The organism is Aquimarina gracilis, from assembly GCF_035285365.1.
Taxonomy (GTDB): domain Bacteria; phylum Bacteroidota; class Bacteroidia; order Flavobacteriales; family Flavobacteriaceae; genus Aquimarina; species Aquimarina gracilis.
This window is the reverse complement of the sequence record NZ_JAYKLX010000003.1, coordinates 239,304-263,120: the sequence shown is the minus strand read 5'-3', so window position 1 is coordinate 263,120 and position 23,817 is coordinate 239,304. Positions and strand designations below refer to the sequence as shown.

The window sequence follows — 23,817 nt, the reverse complement described above, 5'->3', positions numbered from 1 at the left end:
GTACTCCATTATGCATATCATCCCTAAAAACACCATGTAATATCTCATTTTTACAAGGGTTAAGCACTAATTATTGGATACTATCTTGATAAAAAGAATGTACCTATTATGTGTTCCTTATCACGCTACTTTGTTTTGAAATTCCTTAATTATAGTATCATCCCAAATTTGTACTTCGATATATCGATCGTATTTCAATGCTTCTTTTGAGTTCCATTTATTTTCAGACGGAAGTCCGTATCCTTTTACCAGCTCCTCTAATTCATTCAGCAGGTATACCTGTCCGTTGCAGGCTTTTCGATAGGTAGCAAGTTTTGGTTCATCATGAAATTGAAACGAAACCATACTATCTGGATACGTAAAACTAATATGCTCATGATCAAAACGATCTAAAGGAATTTTGACCACCCCAGGGTTTTCATATAATGATTTTACCCAGTCGCATGCTCCCAGGGTAAAATAAAATGGATCATCTCTGCTGGGTTCTCCTCCTTTGGCTAAGAATCCTTTTTTTAATCTTTTTTCTAAGGCGAATCTTAGTGCAATGTAATTTGGAGGTCTATTGCTATTAAAACCAACCGATATGTTTTCTTGAATTTCTACTGCTTTCTCAAAACTGTTTTCTGTGATGTTGCGAAATGGACCTTGATCCATTTCGTAATAATGATACAAAAATTTAGGTATGCTCATTTATATGATTATAGTGTGTGGATATATCAAATTTGAACTTTCGAAAATAGTAAATAGTGTAACGATCAGGTTTCTTATTTTCCATGATATTCCATATTGGGTAGCGGTTCTCCCTTTTTTAGGTATTTATCAAACCAACGTATTACTTGCTCGTTTACTTCTTTCCTGTGTTCTCTGATACCATGATCACCTCCTTCAAACATGATTAATCGGTAAGGTATTCTATACTTTTCAAACTCCATAGCCAATGATAAACTTTGTTCGGGTTTTACGCGCCAATCGGCGTTACCATGTAGCATTAATATGGGCACATCTTTGGGAAACTTATCTACCCATTTTATGGCAGATCTTTTTGTTAGCTCTTCTTCTTTATTCGCTTCATAATTTGGGATCAACTCGGCCAAAACCTTTGTTTCCATTTGAGGTCTATTTTTTATAGTCAAAAAACTATTAGAAACTGCACCACCAACTACGGCCGCTTTAATTTTATCGGTTTTTGTAAGAGCGCTATACGTCATCATACCGCCGCGGCTCCAGCCATACATTCCTATTTTATCGGTATCGGTAGCTTCTATTTCTTCTAACACACTCGTTAAATTAACTACATCATTAACATCGGCACCTCCAAACTCTTCTTTACCTTCACTACCGCCATTACCGCGATATTGACTGGCAACAACCACATAACCTTCTTTTGCAATGCGCCCCAGTCCAATTGCTGCATCTGCAATTATCAAAGAACCAAACTCTCTATTCCCTCCGCGATTATAAATAATACCAGGAAATTTACCTTCTTTTTTGGGTTTAACCATAAAACCCTTAATCTTCAATCCATCGCTTTTATAAACGATACTATAAATCTCAATATCGCCCATATATTTATACGCTTCTTTCCAGACCCTTTGGCCGTCAACCTCCTTGGTAAGAAATGAATAAATAGGAGTACTTGACAGGTCAGAAACTAGTGTTTTTTCAAGCAATGCATTGTTCTCTTGCGCGCTACAACTTGAAAACAATAGGATAAAAAGTAGTAAACAGATATATCTCATTTTGAAGTATCGATGTGTGAAAATAGATTAAACCATTTAATCCGATACAAAGACGAGAGAATATAAACCCTGTGACAAATGCGCTTGTTATCGCGCCATTAACATAATAAAGAAAAGAGTATTTTTTTTGAGTACTACTTTGTCTTACATGTACACAACTTGAAGATATCAGAATTCGAAGTTAGTTTATCTCCTATCCTGCTTAAGGTATGCGTTTGAAATCCATTAAAATACTTAACCACAATCTCGTCACCAACGACTTCATACTCTCCTGCGACATTATTTTTACTAGCCAAATTTGGATTTCGTTCTACGATATCCTTAGGAATGAGATCTAAAAATACTTTACCTCCATTTTTAAATCGCAAGGTAGCGCCAGGTTTTCCATCTGAATGTTCGCAAGTATATTCTTGCCCCGCTAAACCGTCACTACCACATGAAATAGTAAGTGCCAGTATCGAAATTATAGCCAAAAATTTTCTCATAGATTGATTTGTTTTTTGAAGTTAATAAGACCTAATAAGTGATTGATGAAGTAAATATAAAAAAATTGAAGCCCAGAAGTGTTGCCCGAATTAGAATCTATAAAAAGATATGTTGATATTTATAAATTCGGAGCCGCAAATTATATTGCATAACGTATTAAATAGTCCTGGTTCTTATATCCCGTATTATATTTTTTTTATCATAGGTTATATCTAAAAAACTTATTCCTTTTTCATAACTATTGATGAATTGCTCCTTAAATTGATTTCTTATCTTTTCGACCTCTTCTATCACATCTGACTCTTTACCAAAATTTATGGCATTATAGGCCTTCTCAAAGTAATTATACCCCATAAAGTAAAAGATATCGTCGTTCTGAATGACATCCTTTAAGAAAGCTGTACTTAATAGGTTTATACGATAGGCAACGTGATAATAACCTGCATCACTAGCATAAAACCCTTCTTTATACTCCAGATCATAATAAGTAATTGCGTTCCAATACCCCGGAATATTGATTCTCGTATATCTTTTTGTATTGCTTAATCCATTTTGATGTTCGTAGGCTGTGATCCTTTCTTTCAATCTTTCTGGATTGGTTTCATAGAGCACATCGGATTCTTTTATGTATTGGCTTTTTAATTTTTGATATTGAGATTCATCGGTAGCATACTCTAGACGATCAATTGCTTTGCACCATTCAATTTTTTGAAGATAAGGTGCTACCCATTTTCTATCTTCTTCTCTAAAATGATTTAAATGTGTAGATAGATATCTAAAAGGATTTGAAACCTCTATTTTTTCTGGCTTCTCTAATGTCAATTTATGATGTCCAATACGTAATATACTCATTTCCTAATATTACACCTGTCCCGATTCTTTTAAGTACTTTTTTGCTAATTCTTGATTTTCTTCAGAGAAAGCACTCAACTCGGTTGGCAATGATGCTTTAATATTTTTACGAGCCTCTTCATCGGTGTTTCTTAAAAATTCTTCCATCCACATTCTTTTTCTTCTTATCAAGGTTTGTTTTACAGCACGTTTATACTCTGCCAACTCAGCTTCGCTTACTTCATAATTACTACGTGTTTTCATATTATAGGTCTCATAATAAAACCCGTTCCATTTTTCTTTAAATGCTGTTACTCTTTCGGGTCCATCGTTGGGTACAATGGTGACTAATGGCGACCGGACCCAATAATAGGCCCATTTTACACGTTTCTTAGTTTCATCATCCCCATGTAGAAATCGAAAATCGAGCATTTCTATCACTCTGGCAAAACCAAACACACGTATACAAGGGTTAAGATAGTCTTGGTTAGAACTAGGGTCGGTATCATAGATAGAAGCATCGATAAAAGGTTCAAACAACTCTTCTGGTATTTGTTCCTGAATCGCAAACAGGTTGGCCACAAATCGTTTCTTTTCTTTATCCCCGAGGTAATCAGTAAAGATTTGGATATCCTGCTCACTCCAAACCCTTTTTGACTCTCGAATATGATAGGCAATTTCTGGATATCTATTCAACACATAACCAGGTTGGCGAAACTCTCCGTTTCTCCATTGTTCTTTCCATTTGTTATAGATTTCTGGTACGGTCATGGTGGAGATTTTAATCAGATCTAAGATAGTGAAATTATATAGATTCCTGTGATTACATCGAGCACTAACGTATTTGTAACCAACATTGTAAAAACTATCCTTTTGAGATTTTACAGTTGTAATACGAAAGAAGGATTTCTCTCAAAAACTCACGCAAATAGTTATCGTCATATTCATAGAAGCAGAACTCTTTTGTGGGACTATCTAATTCATTCTCTATTTCTTGTATAAGCTGAGATACAAACGATTCATCTTTCTTACTATCCTCGTACATTCGTTCACCCATAGTTTTGGCATCGATACGATATCTTTCTATAGCCAGATACAGAATAGCTTCTATTCGAACAAATGCACTTTGAGATTTTCTAGCGAATACGGTCCACTTGGGAATATCTTTTAGTCTTAATTGTAACCACTCAAACTTTGTGATCGTATACCAATTATGAGTTATTCCTTCATATTCGAATGTTTCAATAAACTTAAGACCAACTTTCTTTAGGATTTTGTTTGAGGCGATATGGTCAACATCGGCAGCAGCACTAATTTCTTTTAAATCGAGTTTCTCAAATCCATATCTAAGAGATTCGATTGCAGTCTCTGTAGCAATTCCTTTTCCCCAATATTTTTTTCTAAGGCGATAACCCAAATCATAATAACCGAACTCTTTTCGTAACTCTTGTTCATATTTTAATCCGGTCCAACCAATAAAGTCTTCAGTTTTTTTATCGATAATGGCCCAGCGCCCAATGCCATTTTCGACATATTGTTTTCTTATAAAACCGATCGCTTGCCTCACTTCTTCGATTGTTTTTATTGGTTTTTTTCCTAAAAATTCATGAACCTCGGGGTCTGAGTCAAGGTCAAACATGCCCTGGGCATCATATTCTTCCAGATCCCTTATAAGCAAACGCTCTGTTTCTATATGAATTCTCATTTATTCTATCGTATTTAAATGACCCCAAACCATATATCACCTTTGTCAGATCTACTTCTTTTATTAATTCGATCTATTATTTACTATCGGTAATTTCTGCAATTAAATCAACCTCAAGCTTGGCATTAGGCTCATACAATCTGCTTATTTGTACCCAACTGGCTGCCGGATAATCCCCCTGATAAAAAGCTTTTCTGGCATCATTATACTTTTTCATTGCCTCGATATCGGTGGTGTACAGGGTTTCTTTTACCACATCTTTTGAGGTTGCGCCAAATGAAGCCAAGCATTCTTTTAAGGTGTTATAAAGTCTTGTAATTCCTTCCGGACTTAAATCGTCTGTTGGCACACCCGATATATAAATGGTATTCCCCACTTTTACCACCTGAGCATACCCTGCACTTTCGCTCTGTTTCTCGGGATTATCCCAATGCCATTTTTCTTTGACTATCGAAATCTTTTCGGGTTCTTTTTCTTCCTTCTGCTTGGGTTCAATTTCATTTTTGCAACTATTGCTTGTAAACAGCAATAGAAAGAGATTAAAAACTAATACTATATTTTTCATATATAGGTATATTAAAGTTACTGTCTTTTATTTCAGGTTTATCCCGTTACGTCAATTCTTTCTCATAAAGATTGTTTACCGATAACGGTAACTCTTTTGTTCCAACTTTTTTAAACCCTAGTTTTTCATAATAATGACAAAGCTTTGGATTCTTTGAGTCGGCATCAAGTCGTAAATATTTATAATCGTCTTTTTTTGCATTGTTTTCTATTTCCCGAATTACTTGAGCTCCAACTCCTTTTCCGTTATATTCTACTTTGACTACCAATGAATGGATATATTTTGCCCTTTCATTTTGTTTACCCCAATACAACACATCCTCATTCAGTATTCTCACCATGCCCAAACTTTCACTGTGTGGAGTCTCGATAAAAAAGAATTCATTGTTTTGAATCCCCTCTTCGATCCATTTTACTTTCTTTAAAGGTGGATTTTTCCAATACTGCCAATGGTCAATATTCATCTTATCGATTTTTTCGGCGGCTTTTTTGAATAGGTCCAAAACGATGTTCTTATCTTTATTCTCTATTTGTTTAAATACAATATCCATTATTATACATTGTCTGAAGCTACTTTACTGGTAGTTTTATTCAAAGTTAAATTCTCTCAACACCGGTAAGGCCTTATTATCAAAGTCAAATAATGCCTGATTTTCCCAAGGAGAAGCATCTTCAGATTGATTTCCTTTCCAGGCAATTAATTCGGCGCCCCAATAACAAAAGCCTATTCCGTTTTTTACTCTTTGAGTTACTATTTTCAGTTGTTTTATAAATTCTCTCTGACCATTGGTCGTTGCCGGAAATTGAGGTAAAATCAAATGTTCATCCAGTCCAACAATGTTATTTGTCGCATCATTCCATTGGAGGGTAAATGGATAAGCGGTTTCGGCAATTAGTATTTTTTTGTTATGTTTTTCACTTAAATCCTCCATTGTCGTTTCAAGATCATGTAAGGATTTGCTGTGCCAAATTGGATAATAGGACAAACCCATAATATCATAATCCAACATACCTGCTTGGTCAAAAAACCAATCGGCATTTTCGATACCTGCAAAATGTATAATGACTTTTGTGTTACCAGAACTTTCTCGAACCGCCGCAATTCCCGATTGCATTAGTTCACTAAATTGCTGAAAGTTGTTGGTGATATGCCCATATGGATGAAGAAAGCCCGTATTTATTTCATTACCAATTTGAATGTAATTTGGGTTGATTTCGTCTATCACCTTCTTGGTATAATGATAAACGCTGTCTTTCAAAGAAAGATAACTTATTCCTTGCCATTGCATTGGGGGTTCTTGGCTAGCAGGGTCTGCCCAGGAATCTGAATAATGGAGCGTTAACCACGTTTTAAATCCGTTTGTTTTTAGGGTTTGAGAGAATTGCTTTACTTCATTAAAACCAGAATGTTCATCACTTGGGTTCACCCAAAGCCTTAATCTAACCGTATTTATTCTGTTTTGTTTTAGTATAACCAAGAAGTCACTTTGATTTCCATCCAAATCATAGAATATCGGATTAGCATTGGATATTTCTGGATAACTAGAAATATCAACCGCCGAAATAAAATCATTATTGCCTTCCTCTGAAACAGGCGTATTCGTATCATCTTTATTACAAGAGACAAGAGTCAAAAAGGTTATAAATATGTGAATGGTTCTAGTCATTTTCAAATCACCGGTAAGGAACACTGCGTACAATGTTAGCTATCGGTTTCTTTTTTTATTAATTGATGTATTTCCTTTGCTTGTTCAAAGTGTCTTTGCTCGTGTGTAACAATAATTTCAAATGCCTTTTCTAATTTATATACGATATTCTTGTTTGCAGGAGATGAGATTATTGTTCCTTTTTCGGCCAGATCTTTTGAGTTTTCAATCATTTCTTTCAGCTCTGATTGATGTGCTTTAAATCGATCGAGAATCCCCTTTGCAATTTCACTTTTTACAGGCTCCCAAATAGGAAAGGTTTTTATTTTCTTTTTTCTATCCGGCTGGACTGATTTCAAAATCATGGTTCCAAAGAACGAAACCATAAACCTTAATTTTGCCATAAAAGGAGGTTTATAAGTTCCTTTTCGTATTGACTCGATCACAGGAAAATAGGTTTCATTGATTACCATTAAATGGTCAATATTTTGTGCAATACTCCAGGTTTGTGGGTTGGGTTTCCAATTCAGTTGTTCGACACTTAACTCACCAAAGGTCTCTATAAAACCTTGCGTATTCTTCTCTATTTGCTCACTCCAACTCTTCATAGTTACAGATTTATGCTTTCTTACATACAACTAATAATCGTGCAAACTGCTATGCTTTCATTTGTATTATAAAATTACAACATAATCAATTACTTATGTAGCATAAAGTATCGTATTTTATTCAATTTCTATATAGTGCGATTTACCACCAGAACGATCTCCATTAAGCCAGCTCCAATCAAACATAAGTTCCAGTTTTGAATCTTTATTGATAATGATCGTTCCTGTAGATTCTCCCGACAATAACTCGTGATCTGTAGTTACACATTGAAACAGAAGTTCTATCTTATTATTTTCAGTTTGTCTACCCACAACGAATCCTTCTAGTACCTGTCCGCCCTTATAGGTACCCGTAATCACATTTTTATTCTGAAAATAATGAAAAACGGTTTCTTGGGACGATAACCCCTCTTTATTGGCAATCGCTCTAAACTTTTTGTTGTTTACGTTCATTACTGGTTTAAGTTAATTTTGGTGAATATAAAAAGAAAAACGCTTTATATAAGCTGTTGCGAGGATATGGGTACTCTATTTTGTAAAACTTTATAATTGGTTAAGCAAACACAGATTGCAAATTCATGACGGTAGTGTCTTTTTAAATCAAAAATAAATGTGAATAGTAGTATATAAATCATAATAATACCCTATCTATGCATAATAATTGTAGTCGATAAATCTTATGACTACAAAATCTTTAAGAGGATAATATAGCTTGTTTTAATTGACACTTTACCAAAGTTGAAGAATTCGAGATCATTACAAACTTTTAGGTTATAACAATTAAAATTTAGATCTATGTTAAGAATTCAGATTAAAGAAGGAGAAAATATTGATAGAGCTCTTAAAAGATACAAGAGAAAGTGCAAAAATGTAAAGCTTGTTCAAGAAATAAGATCACGCAAAGAGTATGTAAAAAAGTCTGTTAGAATGCGTGAACAACTTAAAAAAGCACAACATAAAGCAAAATACCTTAGAGAACACAGTGACGAGATATAAAGCTGTGCTTTTTGAGTAGTAGTGCTTTTGCACATAAAAGTTTCGATTGTGAATTGATGTGTGTGGTTGACGTTAACGTATTAAGTATATTCCAGGCTGAAAGTCTTTGTAGTAACTATTCTAATTATGTTTTACATATCATTTTTGTTACTTCTAACATATAGGCTACCGGTAGTGGTGTAAACGTTATTATACAGTTTTGGTAGTCGTCATTTGTTTATGATTCTTTCTATTTCTGATTTCCGATTCCGAGAATTTTCTAACTCTTTTTCCTTTCTTTCGATTTTCCATTCCACTAATTCAATATTCTTTAAATGGGCTTTTTTCATAATATCATTGTCGATAGTAGAAGTTTTATTTTTCATGATAGTTAGTTCAATATTGTCTTTGAATAAAGCACTTTCCCATACTTGTATATCTCCGATTACCTGTGTCAATTCTTCTTTGAGTTTAGATTGATTTTGCCTTATTACAGTATAAGATTCTAAGTCATTCTGGAGTTTTTTATTCTCAAGCTTTAATTTCTCTTTTTCGTGTCTCCACTTTTCTTTTTCTAATACCAATTTGTTTTCAGAAGAACTATATTGATAAAAATTCCCAAATACTGATACAATCAAAGCGATAAATGCTATTAAAGTTTTTGGGGAAGTCCAAGTTGAATCATTATTACTCATTGCTATTCATTTTAGTTATTATAGATGGTCTTGTGTATAAGCAAAATAATTACCCCTGTAATAAGAGGCCGTCCTGGAATAATTCTTATTAATTTTTATTAAGTGATTTGCTTACGCCATGATCTATTTCAACTATAAAAATATCTCATAAATCATTGCAGAAACATCCCCTGTATAGGGTATATTTTAAGTTTGAGTAATGTACCAAGCTTTGTAGCCACTAGTCGAGAGACTGGTGAGAGCGAGGGGTTATTTAGAATGATTCTACACCTGGGAAAAACGCCCCGGAAAACCCGGGAACATTTTCCTGCCCCGGAAAAACGTGCCGGGTTTTCCGGCAACATATTCCCCGCTCGGAAAGTTGTGCCGGAATTTCCGGCGACACATTCTGATCAGATAATGAGCTGTCGGAATTTCAAGCCTATTTTTCCTTAAAAATTATCCAGTGATAGGTATACGCTCGGGAAATTCTTCCGATTTTGAGCAATTATCATGTTTTCTTTTTGTTTATTCTAAATCTATTTTCTGTTTGTTTTTTAAGTGGTTTGCTTTCTTGTTCCCCGAAGTCAGGAGACTTTGCACAGCGGGGATAGGTATGGGGGTATGGATTACACATCTGTGGTAGTGGTGGTTTTAGATTTGTTCGGGAAATCCATACATTAACCCTACTATTAATAATACGATGGCATATACTAAAGCTACAATATCCCAAACTTCAATTTCTCTCCTTCTTAATGCTAAAAGAAATTTTAGAAAACCTAATACTATAGTTATAATTAAAAATGATTTCATTTTTTTGAGTGTTTATAAATTATCTACACTGGTAGCGCATATCCATATACTAAACTAAACAATTATAACATGCTTTGTCTACAGGGATTCTGTAGCAGATGAGTTTATCGGTAAACAGTCTATTGACAATAGACCGAAAACCATCAACCATTAACCAAAAACTATCAACTAAAAATACTGCCCGATCCCAAATACAAAACCGTTGGTAGCATCTTCGGTAACGCCATAGCCGTAGTCGATTCTAAAAATGGCATTAAAGATCTTTTTGTGCATAAAACGTAGCCCTACTCCAGGATACAGTCTAAAGTTTTGTGTATCGCCAAAGTCCCCAAAATCACCACCGGGATTGCGCCAGCTACCCCCATCTACAAAGACATTGCTTTGCAATACAAACCAATCTTTTTCATAGATCGTATGGCGATATTCGGTATTTAATACAATCACCCCGGTACCCCGGTCGATTACATTACCCACCCCACGAATGTTTAGGTTATTGTCTACTGCAAAGGGTGCAAACGGAGATTCGTCGTTACTGGCCAGCCCAAAGCGCAGTCGCGAGGCCCAGTTCCCTTTTTTACCAATACGGTGATAATACAAAAAGTCGTTCCACCAGATAAAAAAGTCGGGCAACACATTTTCGGTACTTATTACATATTGGGTATTCAGGATACTGCGAAAACCAGAGACATATTGGTAATCATAATTAAGGTTGTTGTATTCATATATGAATTTGTACAGTAGCTTATTTACATCAAAATCCTGGGGCACATCTGGCGAGGTAACACCATCTTTATATTCATAATCCTCGTTAAAGTAATTGATCCCCAGTTCGATTCTATTTTGCAGGTTAAACTGGTACAACCCCAAGATTTCGTAAGAGGTATTGTTGTATCGATAGTCTGCGGTTCCGTCTTCCAGGAACACGGGTTCTTCGGTAGTGATGTTACTATAATTAAGGGCTAATCCAGCTTTTTTTCCAAACAAAAAAGGCGCCCTTATATTGGCCAGATATGACGAATAAATATCGTTTTGATAGATTCCGCCAACGGTAATGTTTCTTCCAAATAGATTAAACTCATACAAACCCAAGCGAAACGCAAATTCGTCGTCGTTGGTGGTATACACATTGGCCGATGGGATGATGGTAAAGTTTTCCTCAACGCCATACACCACCTGGTATCCACCTTCTTTTTCGTGTACCTGGTAATAGGCATGGGCGACTGCCGGTAATCTTTTTAATCGTTCTACGTCCTTCTCGATCAATAAAGAGTCGAGCACTTCGCCTTTCTTGATACTGGTAAGCTTTAGTAGGGCCGAGGTTTTGGTTTTGTTATTCCCCTGTACTACGATATCTGTGATCACAGGGTTTTGTGCAAAAGCTATGCTGGTAAAGAGTAGGATGATAAGAGTGAAGGTAGTTTGCATCAGTGTATCGAGTAGAACTCTTTTATTATTTTTTCTGAAGGTTTGTTTTGTATGGTAAACTGATTATTTACTTTTCCACCTACCTCATTATGGTTGTGAAACCATTTCCAAATGAATCCCCCTGCAAACCAGGGTTCGTCCCAAAACTCTTGATACAGTGCCGTAAGTGCATTATTTTGAGCTTCAAAGTTAAAATTGCCTTCTACTACTGTTGAGTCCCAAGGTTCTTTACCGGTATAGTGAACGCTGCGGTACCCATACTCGGTAAACAACACAGGTTTATCAACGGTATCTTTAAGTTTCACAATATTGGTTTTATGTTTCTGCCAACCCGCTCTTAATTCTTCAACCGTTGGGGTTTTACTTTCTGAAACCGGAAAATAGGCATCGACCCCAATATAATCCAATTGTTTCCAAAAAGGGACCTTGGCAATCTGATCCCAGTTTTCGGCATACGTGAGTTTTCCTTTATATATTGTTCTGATTTCTTTGATGAGTTCGCTCCAATATGTTGGTCTTGTTTGCGCGAACGTATGCAACTCTGTACCTATGCATAGAATAGGTACCTTCATCTCTTTGGCCAATTGTGCGTAGAGCATGATGAACTCTCTGTATGATTTTTCTAATTGCTTCCATTGTTCTTCAGAATTCATTTTTATGTTTCCGGTAAACTCCCCTCGCCATACCCATATTTGTGGTTTGAGCATTACCTTGATTCCTTTTTCGTTAAGTAATTCGATAGTTCTTTTGGCACCGTCCCTTCGTTCTCCCCACCATTGTCTTTCGATATTAAAAACTACAGTTGGCGTCTCCAGGTTTCTTAAAAACCCAAAGGGCATTACGGCCGCCCAATTGGCATTTACCTGTACTACGGGATCAATCGCATCGGGAGAAATTTCCTTGGGAGAACCTACAAAACTTACCCCATTTATCTTGGGTTGCTGGCCAGAACAGCTCGAAAAAATAGCAATAAGCAGCAGTAAAAAAACCTTCTTCATGTGTTTTTTTACTGCTGAAAATACGATTTTATTAGAATACAGCTCTTAAACCTATATTAAATGTCTCTCCCAACCCGGTATTACTTCCGTCTACAAAGTTGGTATACAGGGCTTCTATATTAAGCTCATCGGTTAACTGATATTTGGCACCACCACCAAGGGCGGTAAAACTTTGATCAAAATCGTTTCCAAGATCAATTAACTCTGAATGTTGAGCGAGTACCAATACCGTAAACTTCGAACTTGGGAAATAACTAAAGAATACACCAGGCGTTAATCGCAGACTGTTGTTTGCAAAACTATCTTCTTCGTCGCCAAAATTCAATTCAGAATTAAGTTCTCCAAAGATTTGAAATTTGTTTCCTGTAAAGGTGTGGTCATAAAAGAATCTGTTTTGCCATATAAATCCGTCTTGATCCAGGAATACCCCGTCTTCGGTCTCATTATCTACCAACGGAATAAAGAATGAACTCTGGATCGAGAAGTTGTTTACGTTTTTAAGCGGTACAAACTTTACCGAGGGTGCAAAAGAAGTAAACCCAGACCTGGCAGTGCCACTTTCTCCATCAAATTGAAACACTTCGAGTGCATCACGATCTGCAACGACATTAGATCTAAACTCTAGAATTACCCCAACATTCCAGCGTTTATTATTTCCCACCCCTGTATATGCCTCGAGTGTAGATGTGAAAAAAGTTTGTCTGGGTTCGTCTCCTTCACTAAACGTACTCTCGGTTTGAGTATACAGATTGTTAAACCATTTGAGATCATATTGACCCTTGCCAATTAACTTTGATGGCGTTAAGGTTTGAATTACCGATCCCTGGTTTTCTTGTTCGTCTTGTGCAAACCCAATAGTAAGTATAAAAAGACTTAATGCGGTTAATAAAATTTTTGGAGTTTTCATTTTTTTGATTTTTTTGAACGTATGCATCTTGCTAAAGTGTTCTATGTTTCATGAATACTTTAATAAGTGAATATATTATTGTGAGATTTAATTAATGTTAATGTTAATGTATTATTTAACTCGATTTAGGCTCCAGTCATACGGATAATAGGACACCTTGGCACCAGAAGGAATTTTTTCTTTTCTGAACGTATTGACATAGTCAATTTCTGATCCGTTTCTTGTAAAATCTTCTTTGTACCACTCAAAGATTTGAGACAATTGTACTTTCTTTCCTTTTACTCTGATAAAACTTGGATTATTAAGAGCCTTTACGGTTTGTCGTTGTAATTGCTTCCCTAAAACTGAAGGTTTATAAGCTTCTGGAATGATTGGAGGACACCCCAATCCAGCACATACCAGCGCAAAATGAAAGCGAGCTTCGTTCGGGAAGTTCTTGCGTAAGATTTTGTTTTCTAAGTCATTAAGAGTTGTCACTTTTCCTCCTAAATTATACGTGGTTTTATCAAAAAATCCTTTGATATTAAGAGGTGATTTTACAGGATACTTGGTTACGATACCTTTAATAACTGCGAGGTTATAGGCATTGATATAAAATGCCTGATACGTTTTTGGTTCACTCTTGGATACAGTAATAGTAGCTGCCATATCTAATAGTTCATTCAAAGCTACCGGGTCCTTTTTAATCGCATTGTATTTTACTTTTCCGTTAACCACATAAGACTTAAAAAAAGCATCGGACTTGGTAAAGAAATCGGCAGTGCTTTGCGAAAATCCTAACTGCGTAAGGAGTAGTATTAAAATGATTGTTATCTTCTTCATGGTTTTATTTTTTGATCAGTAAATACTGTAAACTGAATTTAATATGTTAAAATTTACCTCGGTAACGAGCATTCAGTCGAACGGTAAATAAGCAACTTACAAACAAATTCACTTTTTATTTCCTAGAGGTTTTTATGGGTAAACACGTTCGTAAAGTTATTTGCTTCCTTACAAAACTATTTGTTTTTAGATTCATTCTAAATTAAACCAATGACTTAAGTTCTTATATTTATGATCGACTTACTTACCCAAGCGATCGCTCTTTTATAAAAATTGACAACCAACACTCATCTTATATGGAACACATTGTAATAATTGGAAATGGAATTTCAGGAGTAACTGCGGCAAGGCATATTCGCAAAATGTCTGACAAACGCATTACTATAATTTCTACCGAAACTGAATATTTCTTTTCCCGAACTGCGCTTATGTATGTGTACATGGGACACATGAAATTTGAACATACCCAACCCTATGAAAACTGGTTCTGGGAAAAAAACAACATAGAACTTAAACAAGGATTTGTTTCCAAGGTAAATCACGAAGCAAACGAGTTGGTTTTTTCGAATGGAGAAACCATGAATTATGATAAACTAATCATTGCCGTGGGTTCAAAACCCAATAAGTTTGGATGGCCCGGTCAGGATCTCGATGGTGTGATGGGAATGTATCACAAGCAGGACCTTGATAATCTTGAGAAATATGCCCCAGATAACAAAACTTGCAAACGTGCTGTTGTAGTAGGTGGTGGTTTAATAGGAATTGAATTGGCCGAAATGTTACATTCCAGAGGTATTCCAGTAACTTTTTTAGTTAGAGAAGATAGCTTTTGGAATGGAGTATTGCCGGCCGGAGAAAGTGGAATGATCAATAGACATATCTTAAATCATCATATCGATCTTCGACTAGGCATGAACCTAAAAGAAATCCTTGCCGATGAAAATGGTCAAGCTCGTGCCGTGGTTGTACAAGAAACTGGAGAGGTAATCGATTGCGAGGTAGTAGGACTTACCCCTGGCGTGTCTCCAAATGTAGATTTCCTGAAAGATTCTGGAATCGAGTTAGGTCGCGGTGTGAAAGTAAATCGATTTCTCGAAACCAATATTCCAAATATATATGCCATTGGGGATTGTGCCGAACAACATGAAGCCATTGGATTGCGCAGACCTATTGAAGCTGTTTGGTATACGGGCCGTATGATGGGTGAGACTGTGGCGCAAACCATTTGTGGAAACAGAATTGAATACAAGCCCGGGCATTGGTTTAACAGTGCCAAATTCATGGATATCGAATATCAAACTTATGGTTGGGTATTTGGACAACCCAAGGAATACGAAGAACAATTTCATTGGATTCACGAAGATGACACCAAATGTATCACGGTTTCCTACCATAAAGACACCAAAGAATTTTTAGGCATTAATACATTTGGTATAAGAATGCGTCATGAGGTTTTTGACCGTTGGCTGAACGAAAAAAGAGATGTTGACTATGTTATGCAACATCTACCTGAAGCCAATTTTGACCCAGAATTTTATAAAAAATGTGAGCCTGAGATTCTTTCGGCTTATAAAAAATCGCAATTAGAAACTGTATAAAGTAAAAAGACCCCAAAGGTCTTGAAGGCCTTTGGGGTCTATTAAAATATAAAAAACAATGAGTAATAAATTAAATCATAGTATGTCCCTTGCCAGTCCGGATGCAAAAGGAATCTCTACAAAGCAAAAAATTGCATTAGCGGTAGGCCTTATTGGTCTTTTTATCCTGGTATTGTCACTTTTTAATAACAATTTCCCTAATCAAGGCGTGTTTTTGGCTGTTTCTCTAGGTTTAATAACCCTGGGTACTGTTTTATTTGCAAATGATGCTTATCTCACCAAACTAGAAGGTATAAAAAATGACGGAGTTTGGTTCAAATCGATGTCATCTCGTGGTATACTTGGTTGGTTAACAGGAGTAGGATTAACCGCTTTTTATATCGTTTTATACTTTTATCCAGAAGTATTGGGTATGGGCACGAATGGAGAAGCCAACACAGGATTAATCGCATTGTTTGATCCTCTAAGTAACCTATTAAGCGGTCGACCTGCCAGTCAATGGTTCGTATACGGAACATTATATACCATTGCTATACTCGCCTTTGGATATAAATTTATTCTGAAATATCGCCATAATCGATATCAACAATTACGAACGGTATCTGTTATGTTTTTTCAATTAGGTTTTGCTTTTCTGATACCTGAGTTTATGTATGTGATGAATTCAGACGTGCCATACTATGATCTTAAAAACATGTGGCCCCTTAACTATTACAACTTTGATCAATATAGAATAGATGCATTTATTAAAACCGAAACGATTGGTCTTGGGCTGCTAGCTCTGGGGATTTTATCCATATTCGTAATTTCTCCATTTCTTACTTATAAATATGGAAAAAGATGGTATTGTTCTTGGGTGTGTGGATGTGGTGGCTTAGCCGAAACTGCAGGTGATGCCTTTAGACAATTATCCAGCAAAAAGGTAAGCGCTTGGAAATTAGAACGATGGTTGATCCATACTGTTTTGGTATTCTCTGTAGTGATGACCACCGCTGTAGTCTATACTTATTTAGGATATGACCCAAATAAATATTGGTTAACAAAAAATGTATTTTTAATTAGCGTTGCAGTTTTTCTAACGCTGGTTTTTGCAGGAGTTTTACTCTTTAAAAGAAAAGAATTAGGGAAAGATGCCCGGTATGGTGCTATTGGGTATTTTGTAGTCATTGTTGCACTTATCGCTATGCACTTTTCAGGAACAACGAATGAAGTTTTCCTTATCAAAGCAGGAACAATGAGGTCTGCTTATGGCTTATATATTGGCTCTATCTTTTCTGGAGTTATTGGTACCGGTTTCTATCCCATACTTGGGAATCGTGCCTGGTGTAGATTTGGTTGTCCAATGGCCGCTATTTTGGGATTCCAACAACGATTGTTTTCAAAATTCAGAATCACTACCAATGGAGGACAATGCATATCATGTGGAAACTGTTCTACCTACTGTGAAATGGGAATCGATGTTCGCTCTTATGCACAAAAGGGAGAAAATATAGTACGATCCAGTTGCGTAGGTTGCGGAATTTGCTCTGCTGTATGTCCAAGAGGAGTATTAAAATTAGAAAATGATAAGTTGGATGGAAGAATTAATCCAAATGAAATATTATTGGGTAACGACGTAAACCTAATGGATTATGTAAATAATAAATAGTCATTTATTTATAAACTCATAAACGCCAAACTCTTTGTATAGAGTTTGGCGTTTTTTATTCGTATAATTTCAAAAAAAGTTTGTTAGTATTCTAAATCTGCTTCGTCTAAAAGCCTACATAAATCAGTCACCATGATTCAAAGGTTATCTATAGTTTTACTAGCACTTTTTCTTTTCGGGTATTCTCCAATCTTAAAAAAGGAATATCATTATGAATATTATCCCACCGGAATGGTTAGGGCTGAAGGATGGAAACTGGGAGAAGCTAAAGTTGATTTTTGGCACTTTTATGATCAAAATGGTAATGTTTCTCGTGGAGGGCATTTTATAAACAATAAAAAGGAAGGATTTTGGTCCTTTTATAGTACAAACGGAAAGGTATCTAAAGAAGGACATTTCAAAAACAACAAAAAAAATGGCTATTGGTACTTCTACTCAAAAGAAGGTAAATTACTTAAAGAAGGCCATTTTATAAATGATAAAGCCGAAAATTGGTGGATTATTTACGATATTGCGGCCAAAATAACACGTAAGTATCAATATAAAAACAATAAAAAAGAAGGATATTGCCTATTGTATAGAAACAATAAGCTTTTTAAAGCCGAAAGATATATTAATGATATGAAAACTGGTGAATGGACCGATGTCTTTAGTTTTAAAAGAGATAATCCTAATGCTTCTCTATAAATGCCTCCAATAATAAAAGTTATCATACCTGCTTTTAACGAAGAAGATTCTATTGCACATGTGATTAAGGAAATCCCGGCTACTGTATCTGAAGTTATTGTGGTGAGTAACAATTCCACAGATAATACAGAAAGTGTAGCAAAAAATGCAGGTGCAACCGTACTACAAGAAACTAGAAAAGGATATGGTTATGCATGTTTAAAGGGCATGGATTATATAGCTTCTTGTGATTCCAAGCCCGATATTATCGTTTTTCTTGATGGGGACTACAGCGACTACCCTGCAGAGCTTACCAAAATTGTGGCTCCAATTTTGGATCAGGATATTGATATGGTAATAGGGGCTAGAGTAAAAAGACTAAGAGAATCTGGATCGATGACGTTTCCGCAAATATTCGGAAATTGGTTGGCTACCAGTTTAATGAAACTTTTTTTTAATGCTAAATTTACAGATCTCGGTCCCTTTAGAGCGATTAAATATAACAAGCTCTTATCCCTTGAAATGGTCGATAAAACCTACGGTTGGACGGTAGAAATGCAGCTAAAAGTGTTAAAGAAACGTTATAGTTATACCGAAGTCCCTGTACATTACAAAAAGAGAATTGGGGTCTCAAAAGTTTCAGGAACCATAAAAGGTGCTATATTTGCAGGCGTTAAGATTTTAAGTTGGATTTTTAAATATAGCTTTTCATAATGGATATTGCTATCATCATAACCTACACATTGGCCCTACTGATTATATTTATGTATAGTCTGGCCCAACTGAATCTGCTTGTTAATTATCTAAAAGCCCGAAAAGAACCAGAAAATTCGCCAACTTTTGATTTCTCAAAACAAGAAGAGATTCCCCATGTCACCGTGCAATTACCGGTGTTTAATGAGTTGTATGTAATGGATCGCCTATTGGATAACATTGCAGAACTTGAATACCCGAAAGACAAACTCGAAATACAAGTTCTAGACGATTCTACCGATGAGTCTGTGGTTACCACTAGTGCACATATAGAAAAACTTCAGAAAACTGGATTGGATATTAAACATATTCGTAGAGAAGATCGCTCTGGTTTTAAAGCAGGTGCTCTTAAAGAAGGTTTGAAAATTGCCAAAGGAGAATATGTTGCTATTTTTGATGCAGATTTCCTTCCAGGAAAAAAATGGTTACTACAAACCATCCCCTATTTTAAAGATGAGAATATCGGTGTTGTACAAACCCGGTGGGGCCATATAAACAGAGATTATTCAATGCTTACCAAAATTCAGGCATTTGCTTTGGATTTCCATTTTACTATGGAACAGGTAGGGCGTAATTATAAGGACCATTTTATCAATTTTAACGGTACTGCTGGAGTGTGGAGAAAGACCTGTATTGAAGATGCAGGAAACTGGCAAGGAGATACGCTTACTGAAGATCTTGATTTAAGTTATAGAGCACAGCTCAAAAAATGGAAATTTAAATACCTTGAAGAAGTTGAAACACCAGCAGAATTACCAGTAGTGATAAGTGCTGCTCGTTCGCAACAATTTAGATGGAACAAAGGTGCTGCAGAAAATTTCCAGAAATTATACTGGAAACTACTTAAAGACAAATCGGTTCCTTTTAAGACTAAATTTCATAGCTTCTTTCACCTGTTAAACAGCAGTATGTTTTTATTGGTACTATTGGTAGCTGTTTTAAGTGTACCGGTAATGTATATTAAAAACAGCAACCCCATGTTTAGCTGGTATTTTAATGTGATTGCCTTTTTTGCATTAAGTACCGTAATATTTTTCTTTTGCTACTGGCATACTTTCAAAAAAATACATGGCAAGGGATTCTGGAACTTTATGGAATACATAAAAATGTTCTTTACATTTTTTTCTATTGCCATGGGGTTCTCTGTTCATAATTCTATGGCCGTTCTAGAAGGGCACTTTGGGAAGAAAAGTGAATTTGTGCGTACGCCAAAATTTAATGTAAAATCTCTCAAAGATTCCTGGAAAGGAAATAAGTATATTAATAAGAACATCTCTGGAAACACTATTATTGAAGCTCTATTAATGGCTTATTTCGGTTTTGCTTTGTATAGTGCTTTCAAACTTCAGGATTTTGGACTATTCTTGTTTCATATCATGCTTTTCTTAGGATTCGGTTTTGTATTCTTTAAATCTGTTACTTCTAAACTATAATGCTGGAACAATGGAAATATCATAAATTTTCCATTCTATTCATTTTTATTGGAGTTCTTTTTTATTTGAGTTTTGCATACCAATTAGAACGAACAGATTTTACAAAAATGATCACTCTTTGGGGTGCGTTGTTTCTTATATCCTATAAACTAATTCAATTAAATCCAAACAACTGGAAAATGTTGGCCATTGCTGGCCTTCTGTTTCGTATTACTTTTTTGTTTGCCATTCCCAATTTATCACAGGACTTTTATCGATTTATTTGGGATGGACGAATGTTACTAGAAGGATTTAATCCCTACCTATCCTTACCCGAGGTTTGGGTAGCCCAAGGTAATGCTCCTATTGCGCAGGCCCAAGAGTTGTATAATGGCATGGGAGAGTTAAATGGAAGTCATTATACCAATTATCCCCCAATAAGTCAACTATGTTATTTTATTGCCGCTCTGTTTGCAAGCAAAAGTATTTTGGGATCGGCAATGGTGTTTAGAACACTTATTATATTGGCAGATATTGGTGTCTTTTTCTTCGGAAAGAAGTTATTAAAGGCTCTTCACCTTCCAGAAAAACAGATCTTTTGGTACATTCTTAACCCATTTATCATTATAGAACTTACCGGAAACCTTCATTTTGAAGCGGTAATGGTATTTTTTATTGTATGGGCACTATATCTGCTGCACAAAGGATATTGGTACTGGGCAGCAGTTGCTTTAGGGTTTTCGGTGTCGGTTAAGTTAATTCCTTTATTATTTTTACCATTATTCTTTAAAAAGTTTACTTTGAATACTAATGAAGCTTATGACAAGCATAGCCTAACGGTGGGCTTGCCAAAATTAATAGGCTTCTATGGCATTGTATTGTTTACGGTCTTCCTGACTTTCGCTCCTTTTTTATCCGGAGAGTTTTTTCATAATTTCAAAAGAACCATCACGCTTTGGTTTCAAAATTTTGAATTTAATGCGAGCATATATTTTATAGTACGATGGATAGGGTATCAAATTGTGGGATGGAATGTCATTGAAACTGCAGGCAAGATTATGCCTTTGGTTACCATAAGCGTTTTATTGGTATTAACTTTTTTCAGAAAAAATAAAACCATGCCACAGTTAATAAGTACAATGGTTTTGGGTATTTGCACTTATTATTTTTTGTCAACCACGGTTCACCCCTGGTACATTGCCGTACCGTTGGTGCTCTCTGTATTTACCCGATACAAGTTCCCTATTGTTTGGTCTTTTGCTGTAATATTAAGTTACACTGCATACCTGCATCCGGGTTTTAAGGAAAACTTGTGGATGGTAGGCCTTGAATATATTATCGTTTTTATAGTGTTAGGTTGGGAAATCTATAAAAACACCAAGACCACTACCCCAGAAGAAGTGATTTCTACATCATCTTCAAGTTGATTACCTCCTGCTCGGTAAGTTTGCGCCAATGACCACGAGGTAGATCTTTTTTGGTTAATCCAGCAAAAATTACACGATCTAATTTAATTACATCATAGTTAAGATGCTCAAAAAGTTTGTGGATGATATTATTTTTTGAAGATTGTAACTGTATTCCTACTTCATTCTTTGAAGCTCCTTCGATATAAGAAACCTCATCTGCTTGAATAAAACCTTCTTCAAGTTTTACTCCGTTGGTAATCTTCTCGAGATCTTCAAATTTAAGGTTGCGATCCAACTCGACATGGTAGATTTTTCGTACCCCACTATCATAATTAGTAAGCTTTTTTTCTAGATCTACATCATTGGTAAAAAGCAATAACCCTGTAGTATTACGTTCTAATCTTCCTACTGGTTTTAATTTTGTCTTTGAAGCATTGGCAACCAACTGCATTACTGTTCTATTTTTCTCTGGGCTGGTTGTGGTTACAAACCCCTTGGGTTTATTAAGGAGTACATACTCTTTCTTTTCAGGTGTTATAAGTCTTCCATCAAATTTTACTTCATCGGTCAACTTTACTTTATACCCCATTTCGGTAACAGGCTTTCCATTTACCCAAACACTTCCTGTTTGAATATATAAATCTGCCTCACGACGGGAACATATACCAGAATTTGCTACAAATTTATTGAGTCGAATCTCATCAGAATCCGAAATTTTTCTCGGCCCACTTCCTCTTTTCTTCTGTGGTCTTCCTCCATGACCCGATGACTTAGGTCTAGGTTTACTTCCTTGTCTTCCACTGCTTTTTCCTCTTTGAGAATTACCTCCGCGACTCATATCTAAAAATTTTGTGCAAAGATAGCTTATTACTACATACGTTTAACAATTATTATTCATCAAACCTTACGGTAGTTTGTCGCTTACGATTTATATGTAACTGGGTCACATCGGGTCTTGAATAATGACCTACAGGGTCAAAATTTTGACGTTCCTGCAATACGTGATTAAAATCTAATGTCTCGATCAAAAGTCCTTCTTTATTCAGTACTGGTTCTAAAACCCATTCTCCATCGGGTCCGGCGATGCACGAACCTCCATTACCCAATACATCAGGTGCTTTTTTTAATATTTCATCGAGATGCGGTGTACTAGAAGGAAAATCTTCGGTTCTCATTAAGCTCGAGACAGAAATCACATAAGAACGTGACTCTCTAGCTATAAAGCGTGTAATGTCTTTGGTATTATAGTCACTTCCTGGCCAGACCGCTATATGCAAATTTTCTCCTTGCCCGTATAATGCCGCTCTTGGCAATGGCATCCAGTTTTCCCAACAGTTTAACCCACCTACAGTAAATGCTTTTAAAGGATGTACCAACAGTCCATTTCCATCGCCTGGTGACCAGGTAAGTCGCTCCTCATAGGTAGGTTGCAATTTTCTATGCACCGATTTAATTTCTCCAACTTCATTAATATAAACCAATGACGCATATAAGCTATGCCCTCCTCGATCTTGCGGTCTCTCTATGATACCTAAATAAATGGCCATTTTATGTTTGGCGGCAAGCTCGCATACGGTATCCAAGTCTCCTTTTTCGATACTAATTGCGTTTTGGGCATAATGTGCATGTAATTCTTTTTGAATTTTACTATCGAATTGTGCCCCATCGGTTAATGAAATCCAAAAAGGATAACCTGGTAGCAAGGCTTCCCCAAAAACAATAAGTTCTGCTTTTTGATCTGCAGCTTCGGCAATTGCGTTTTTAATCTTGTTCAGAGTACCTTTTTTATCCAACCAAACAGGCGAGATTTGTGCAAGAGCAACTGTAAGTAATTGATCTTTCATAAAAGAAATATTAATAATGAGTTTCTTGTTTAAGAATGAAAATTAGGAAATCTTCAACTTTTGATTAACAAAAAATTAACCTATACAAAATTGATTTTCAAAGCATTAAATAAAAAATAGTTTTTAAAAAAACATTACTTGGTAACATTAAGATAACATTTATGACCCTCGAAAATCTCAATTTCAACAATATTCTAAATCAAACCTTGAGGATTTATCAACATAAAATCATTTCTACATCTATTCCTAAAAGGTAAACATATAAAAACTATGTATTACTCAAAGTTTAATTTA

Annotated in this window: 25 protein-coding genes; 7 read left to right on the top strand and 18 right to left on the bottom strand. The window is 35.7% G+C overall.

All coding sequences use genetic code 11. The features are described from left to right. Positions 1-120: 120 nt before the first annotated feature. From U6A24_RS07205 to U6A24_RS07155, 11 genes are all read right to left on the bottom strand, one after another. Entirely contained in the window at positions 121-690 is a 570-nt protein-coding gene (locus tag U6A24_RS07205; RefSeq protein WP_324179271.1) for a hypothetical protein, read from the bottom strand. A 74-nt stretch (positions 691-764) separates the two neighbouring features. Further along, a complete protein-coding gene (locus tag U6A24_RS07200; protein ID WP_324179270.1) occupies positions 765-1,739 on the bottom strand; it encodes an alpha/beta hydrolase family protein in 975 nt (324 codons plus the stop codon). 134 nt (positions 1,740-1,873) lie between these two features. Continuing rightward, the gene (locus U6A24_RS07195) at positions 1,874-2,224 is read right to left on the bottom strand and encodes a hypothetical protein (protein WP_324179269.1); all 351 of its coding nucleotides are present in this window, start codon (positions 2,222-2,224) and stop codon (positions 1,874-1,876) included. A gap of 157 nt (positions 2,225-2,381) precedes the next feature. Beyond that, on the bottom strand, positions 2,382-3,077 hold the full coding sequence (locus tag U6A24_RS07190; RefSeq protein ID WP_324179268.1) for a hypothetical protein: 696 nt from the start codon (positions 3,075-3,077) through the stop codon (positions 2,382-2,384). 9 nt (positions 3,078-3,086) lie between these two features. Beyond that, a complete protein-coding gene (locus tag U6A24_RS07185) occupies positions 3,087-3,827 on the bottom strand; it encodes a hypothetical protein (RefSeq protein ID WP_324179267.1) in 741 nt (246 codons plus the stop codon). Between the two features lie 94 nt (positions 3,828-3,921). Continuing rightward, entirely contained in the window at positions 3,922-4,761 is an 840-nt protein-coding gene (locus U6A24_RS07180) for a GNAT family N-acetyltransferase (protein WP_324179266.1), read from the bottom strand. Between the two features lie 76 nt (positions 4,762-4,837). Further along, positions 4,838-5,326: a RidA family protein gene (locus tag U6A24_RS07175; protein WP_324179265.1), complete on the bottom strand. Its 489-nt coding sequence runs from the start codon at positions 5,324-5,326 to the stop codon at positions 4,838-4,840. Between the two features lie 46 nt (positions 5,327-5,372). Then, positions 5,373-5,876, bottom strand: a complete 504-nt coding sequence (locus tag U6A24_RS07170) for a GNAT family N-acetyltransferase (RefSeq protein ID WP_324179264.1) — start codon at positions 5,874-5,876, stop codon at positions 5,373-5,375. A gap of 36 nt (positions 5,877-5,912) precedes the next feature. Beyond that, on the bottom strand, positions 5,913-6,992 hold the full coding sequence (locus U6A24_RS07165; RefSeq protein WP_324179263.1) for a glycoside hydrolase family 53 protein: 1,080 nt from the start codon (positions 6,990-6,992) through the stop codon (positions 5,913-5,915). Positions 6,993-7,027: 35 nt separating this feature from the next. Beyond that, positions 7,028-7,579, bottom strand: coding sequence for a DinB family protein (locus tag U6A24_RS07160; protein ID WP_324179262.1), 552 nt, complete (start codon positions 7,577-7,579; stop codon positions 7,028-7,030). Between the two features lie 117 nt (positions 7,580-7,696). After that, entirely contained in the window at positions 7,697-8,032 is a 336-nt protein-coding gene (locus U6A24_RS07155) for a hypothetical protein (RefSeq protein WP_324179261.1), read from the bottom strand. A gap of 342 nt (positions 8,033-8,374) precedes the next feature. On the opposite strand from U6A24_RS07155, the gene rpsU reads away from it, so the two are divergent. Beyond that, the gene (gene rpsU, locus U6A24_RS07150) at positions 8,375-8,575 is read left to right on the top strand and encodes a 30S ribosomal protein S21 (RefSeq protein WP_324179260.1); all 201 of its coding nucleotides are present in this window, start codon (positions 8,375-8,377) and stop codon (positions 8,573-8,575) included. 209 nt (positions 8,576-8,784) lie between these two features. Here rpsU and U6A24_RS07145 read toward each other — a convergent pair whose 3' ends face one another. The 5 genes from U6A24_RS07145 to U6A24_RS07125 form a co-directional block, all read right to left on the bottom strand. Beyond that, positions 8,785-9,249, bottom strand: a complete 465-nt coding sequence (locus U6A24_RS07145) for a hypothetical protein (protein ID WP_324179259.1) — start codon at positions 9,247-9,249, stop codon at positions 8,785-8,787. A 960-nt stretch (positions 9,250-10,209) separates the two neighbouring features. Continuing rightward, on the bottom strand, positions 10,210-11,466 hold the full coding sequence (locus tag U6A24_RS07140) for a POTRA domain-containing protein (protein WP_324179258.1): 1,257 nt from the start codon (positions 11,464-11,466) through the stop codon (positions 10,210-10,212). Beyond that, a complete protein-coding gene (locus U6A24_RS07135) occupies positions 11,466-12,464 on the bottom strand; it encodes a glycoside hydrolase family 113 (protein WP_324179257.1) in 999 nt (332 codons plus the stop codon). Before U6A24_RS07135 ends, U6A24_RS07140 begins: the two co-directional genes overlap by 1 nt. A gap of 31 nt (positions 12,465-12,495) precedes the next feature. After that, positions 12,496-13,371, bottom strand: a complete 876-nt coding sequence (locus tag U6A24_RS07130) for a hypothetical protein (RefSeq protein ID WP_324179256.1) — start codon at positions 13,369-13,371, stop codon at positions 12,496-12,498. A gap of 111 nt (positions 13,372-13,482) precedes the next feature. Next, a complete protein-coding gene (locus tag U6A24_RS07125; protein ID WP_324179255.1) occupies positions 13,483-14,193 on the bottom strand; it encodes a DUF547 domain-containing protein in 711 nt (236 codons plus the stop codon). 296 nt (positions 14,194-14,489) lie between these two features. Between U6A24_RS07125 and U6A24_RS07120 the strand changes: the two genes are divergently transcribed. From U6A24_RS07120 to U6A24_RS07095, 6 genes are all read left to right on the top strand, one after another. After that, complete coding sequence (locus U6A24_RS07120) at positions 14,490-15,791, top strand: NAD(P)/FAD-dependent oxidoreductase (RefSeq protein ID WP_324179254.1); 1,302 nt, start codon at positions 14,490-14,492, stop codon at positions 15,789-15,791. A gap of 58 nt (positions 15,792-15,849) precedes the next feature. After that, positions 15,850-17,439, top strand: a complete 1,590-nt coding sequence (locus U6A24_RS07115; RefSeq protein WP_324179253.1) for a 4Fe-4S binding protein — start codon at positions 15,850-15,852, stop codon at positions 17,437-17,439. Positions 17,440-17,571: 132 nt separating this feature from the next. Beyond that, positions 17,572-18,126 carry a toxin-antitoxin system YwqK family antitoxin gene (locus tag U6A24_RS07110; protein ID WP_324179252.1) on the top strand — a complete coding sequence of 185 codons (555 nt, stop codon included), beginning with the start codon at positions 17,572-17,574 and terminating at the stop codon, positions 18,124-18,126. After that, positions 18,127-18,819, top strand: coding sequence for a glycosyltransferase family 2 protein (locus tag U6A24_RS07105; protein ID WP_324179251.1), 693 nt, complete (start codon positions 18,127-18,129; stop codon positions 18,817-18,819). Beyond that, complete coding sequence (locus U6A24_RS07100; protein ID WP_324179250.1) at positions 18,819-20,291, top strand: cellulose synthase family protein; 1,473 nt, start codon at positions 18,819-18,821, stop codon at positions 20,289-20,291. Before U6A24_RS07105 ends, U6A24_RS07100 begins: the two co-directional genes overlap by 1 nt. A 107-nt stretch (positions 20,292-20,398) precedes the next feature. Further along, positions 20,399-21,697: a mannosyltransferase gene (locus U6A24_RS07095; protein ID WP_324179249.1), complete on the top strand. Its 1,299-nt coding sequence runs from the start codon at positions 20,399-20,401 to the stop codon at positions 21,695-21,697. Here U6A24_RS07095 and U6A24_RS07090 read toward each other — a convergent pair. Then, a complete protein-coding gene (locus tag U6A24_RS07090; RefSeq protein ID WP_324179248.1) occupies positions 21,678-22,517 on the bottom strand; it encodes a pseudouridine synthase in 840 nt (279 codons plus the stop codon). The two genes, U6A24_RS07095 and U6A24_RS07090, sit on opposite strands and share 20 nt — an antisense overlap. A gap of 52 nt (positions 22,518-22,569) precedes the next feature. Next, entirely contained in the window at positions 22,570-23,523 is a 954-nt protein-coding gene (locus U6A24_RS07085) for a carbon-nitrogen hydrolase family protein (RefSeq protein ID WP_324179247.1), read from the bottom strand. Positions 23,524-23,817 lie beyond the last annotated feature (294 nt).

Bases quoted from the DNA above. Each gene is read 5' to 3' on its own strand.
- U6A24_RS07135 (WP_324179257.1), bottom strand. From the start codon at position 12,464: ATGAAGAAGGTTTTTTTACTGCTGCTTATTGCTATTTTTTCGAGCTGT.
- U6A24_RS07160 (WP_324179262.1), bottom strand. From the start codon at position 7,579: ATGAAGAGTTGGAGTGAGCAAATAGAGAAGAATACGCAAGGTTTTATA.
- U6A24_RS07195 (WP_324179269.1), bottom strand. From the start codon at position 2,224: ATGAGAAAATTTTTGGCTATAATTTCGATACTGGCACTTACTATTTCA.
- U6A24_RS07095 (WP_324179249.1), top strand. From the start codon at position 20,399: ATGATCACTCTTTGGGGTGCGTTGTTTCTTATATCCTATAAACTAATT.
- U6A24_RS07180 (WP_324179266.1), bottom strand. From the start codon at position 4,761: ATGAGAATTCATATAGAAACAGAGCGTTTGCTTATAAGGGATCTGGAA.
- U6A24_RS07185 (WP_324179267.1), bottom strand. From the start codon at position 3,827: ATGACCGTACCAGAAATCTATAACAAATGGAAAGAACAATGGAGAAAC.
- U6A24_RS07115 (WP_324179253.1), top strand. From the start codon at position 15,850: ATGAGTAATAAATTAAATCATAGTATGTCCCTTGCCAGTCCGGATGCA.
- U6A24_RS07120 (WP_324179254.1), top strand. From the start codon at position 14,490: ATGGAACACATTGTAATAATTGGAAATGGAATTTCAGGAGTAACTGCG.
- U6A24_RS07190 (WP_324179268.1), bottom strand. From the start codon at position 3,077: ATGAGTATATTACGTATTGGACATCATAAATTGACATTAGAGAAGCCA.
- U6A24_RS07145 (WP_324179259.1), bottom strand. From the start codon at position 9,249: ATGAGTAATAATGATTCAACTTGGACTTCCCCAAAAACTTTAATAGCA.
- U6A24_RS07100 (WP_324179250.1), top strand. From the start codon at position 18,819: ATGGATATTGCTATCATCATAACCTACACATTGGCCCTACTGATTATA.
- U6A24_RS07105 (WP_324179251.1), top strand. From the start codon at position 18,127: ATGCCTCCAATAATAAAAGTTATCATACCTGCTTTTAACGAAGAAGAT.
- U6A24_RS07175 (WP_324179265.1), bottom strand. From the start codon at position 5,326: ATGAAAAATATAGTATTAGTTTTTAATCTCTTTCTATTGCTGTTTACA.
- U6A24_RS07090 (WP_324179248.1), bottom strand. From the start codon at position 22,517: ATGAGTCGCGGAGGTAATTCTCAAAGAGGAAAAAGCAGTGGAAGACAA.
- U6A24_RS07170 (WP_324179264.1), bottom strand. From the start codon at position 5,876: ATGGATATTGTATTTAAACAAATAGAGAATAAAGATAAGAACATCGTT.
- U6A24_RS07110 (WP_324179252.1), top strand. From the start codon at position 17,572: ATGATTCAAAGGTTATCTATAGTTTTACTAGCACTTTTTCTTTTCGGG.
- U6A24_RS07130 (WP_324179256.1), bottom strand. From the start codon at position 13,371: ATGAAAACTCCAAAAATTTTATTAACCGCATTAAGTCTTTTTATACTT.
- U6A24_RS07125 (WP_324179255.1), bottom strand. From the start codon at position 14,193: ATGAAGAAGATAACAATCATTTTAATACTACTCCTTACGCAGTTAGGA.
- U6A24_RS07205 (WP_324179271.1), bottom strand. From the start codon at position 690: ATGAGCATACCTAAATTTTTGTATCATTATTACGAAATGGATCAAGGT.
- U6A24_RS07165 (WP_324179263.1), bottom strand. From the start codon at position 6,992: ATGACTAGAACCATTCACATATTTATAACCTTTTTGACTCTTGTCTCT.
- rpsU (WP_324179260.1), top strand. From the start codon at position 8,375: ATGTTAAGAATTCAGATTAAAGAAGGAGAAAATATTGATAGAGCTCTT.
- U6A24_RS07085 (WP_324179247.1), bottom strand. From the start codon at position 23,523: ATGAAAGATCAATTACTTACAGTTGCTCTTGCACAAATCTCGCCTGTT.
- U6A24_RS07140 (WP_324179258.1), bottom strand. From the start codon at position 11,466: ATGCAAACTACCTTCACTCTTATCATCCTACTCTTTACCAGCATAGCT.
- U6A24_RS07200 (WP_324179270.1), bottom strand. From the start codon at position 1,739: ATGAGATATATCTGTTTACTACTTTTTATCCTATTGTTTTCAAGTTGT.
- U6A24_RS07155 (WP_324179261.1), bottom strand. From the start codon at position 8,032: ATGAACGTAAACAACAAAAAGTTTAGAGCGATTGCCAATAAAGAGGGG.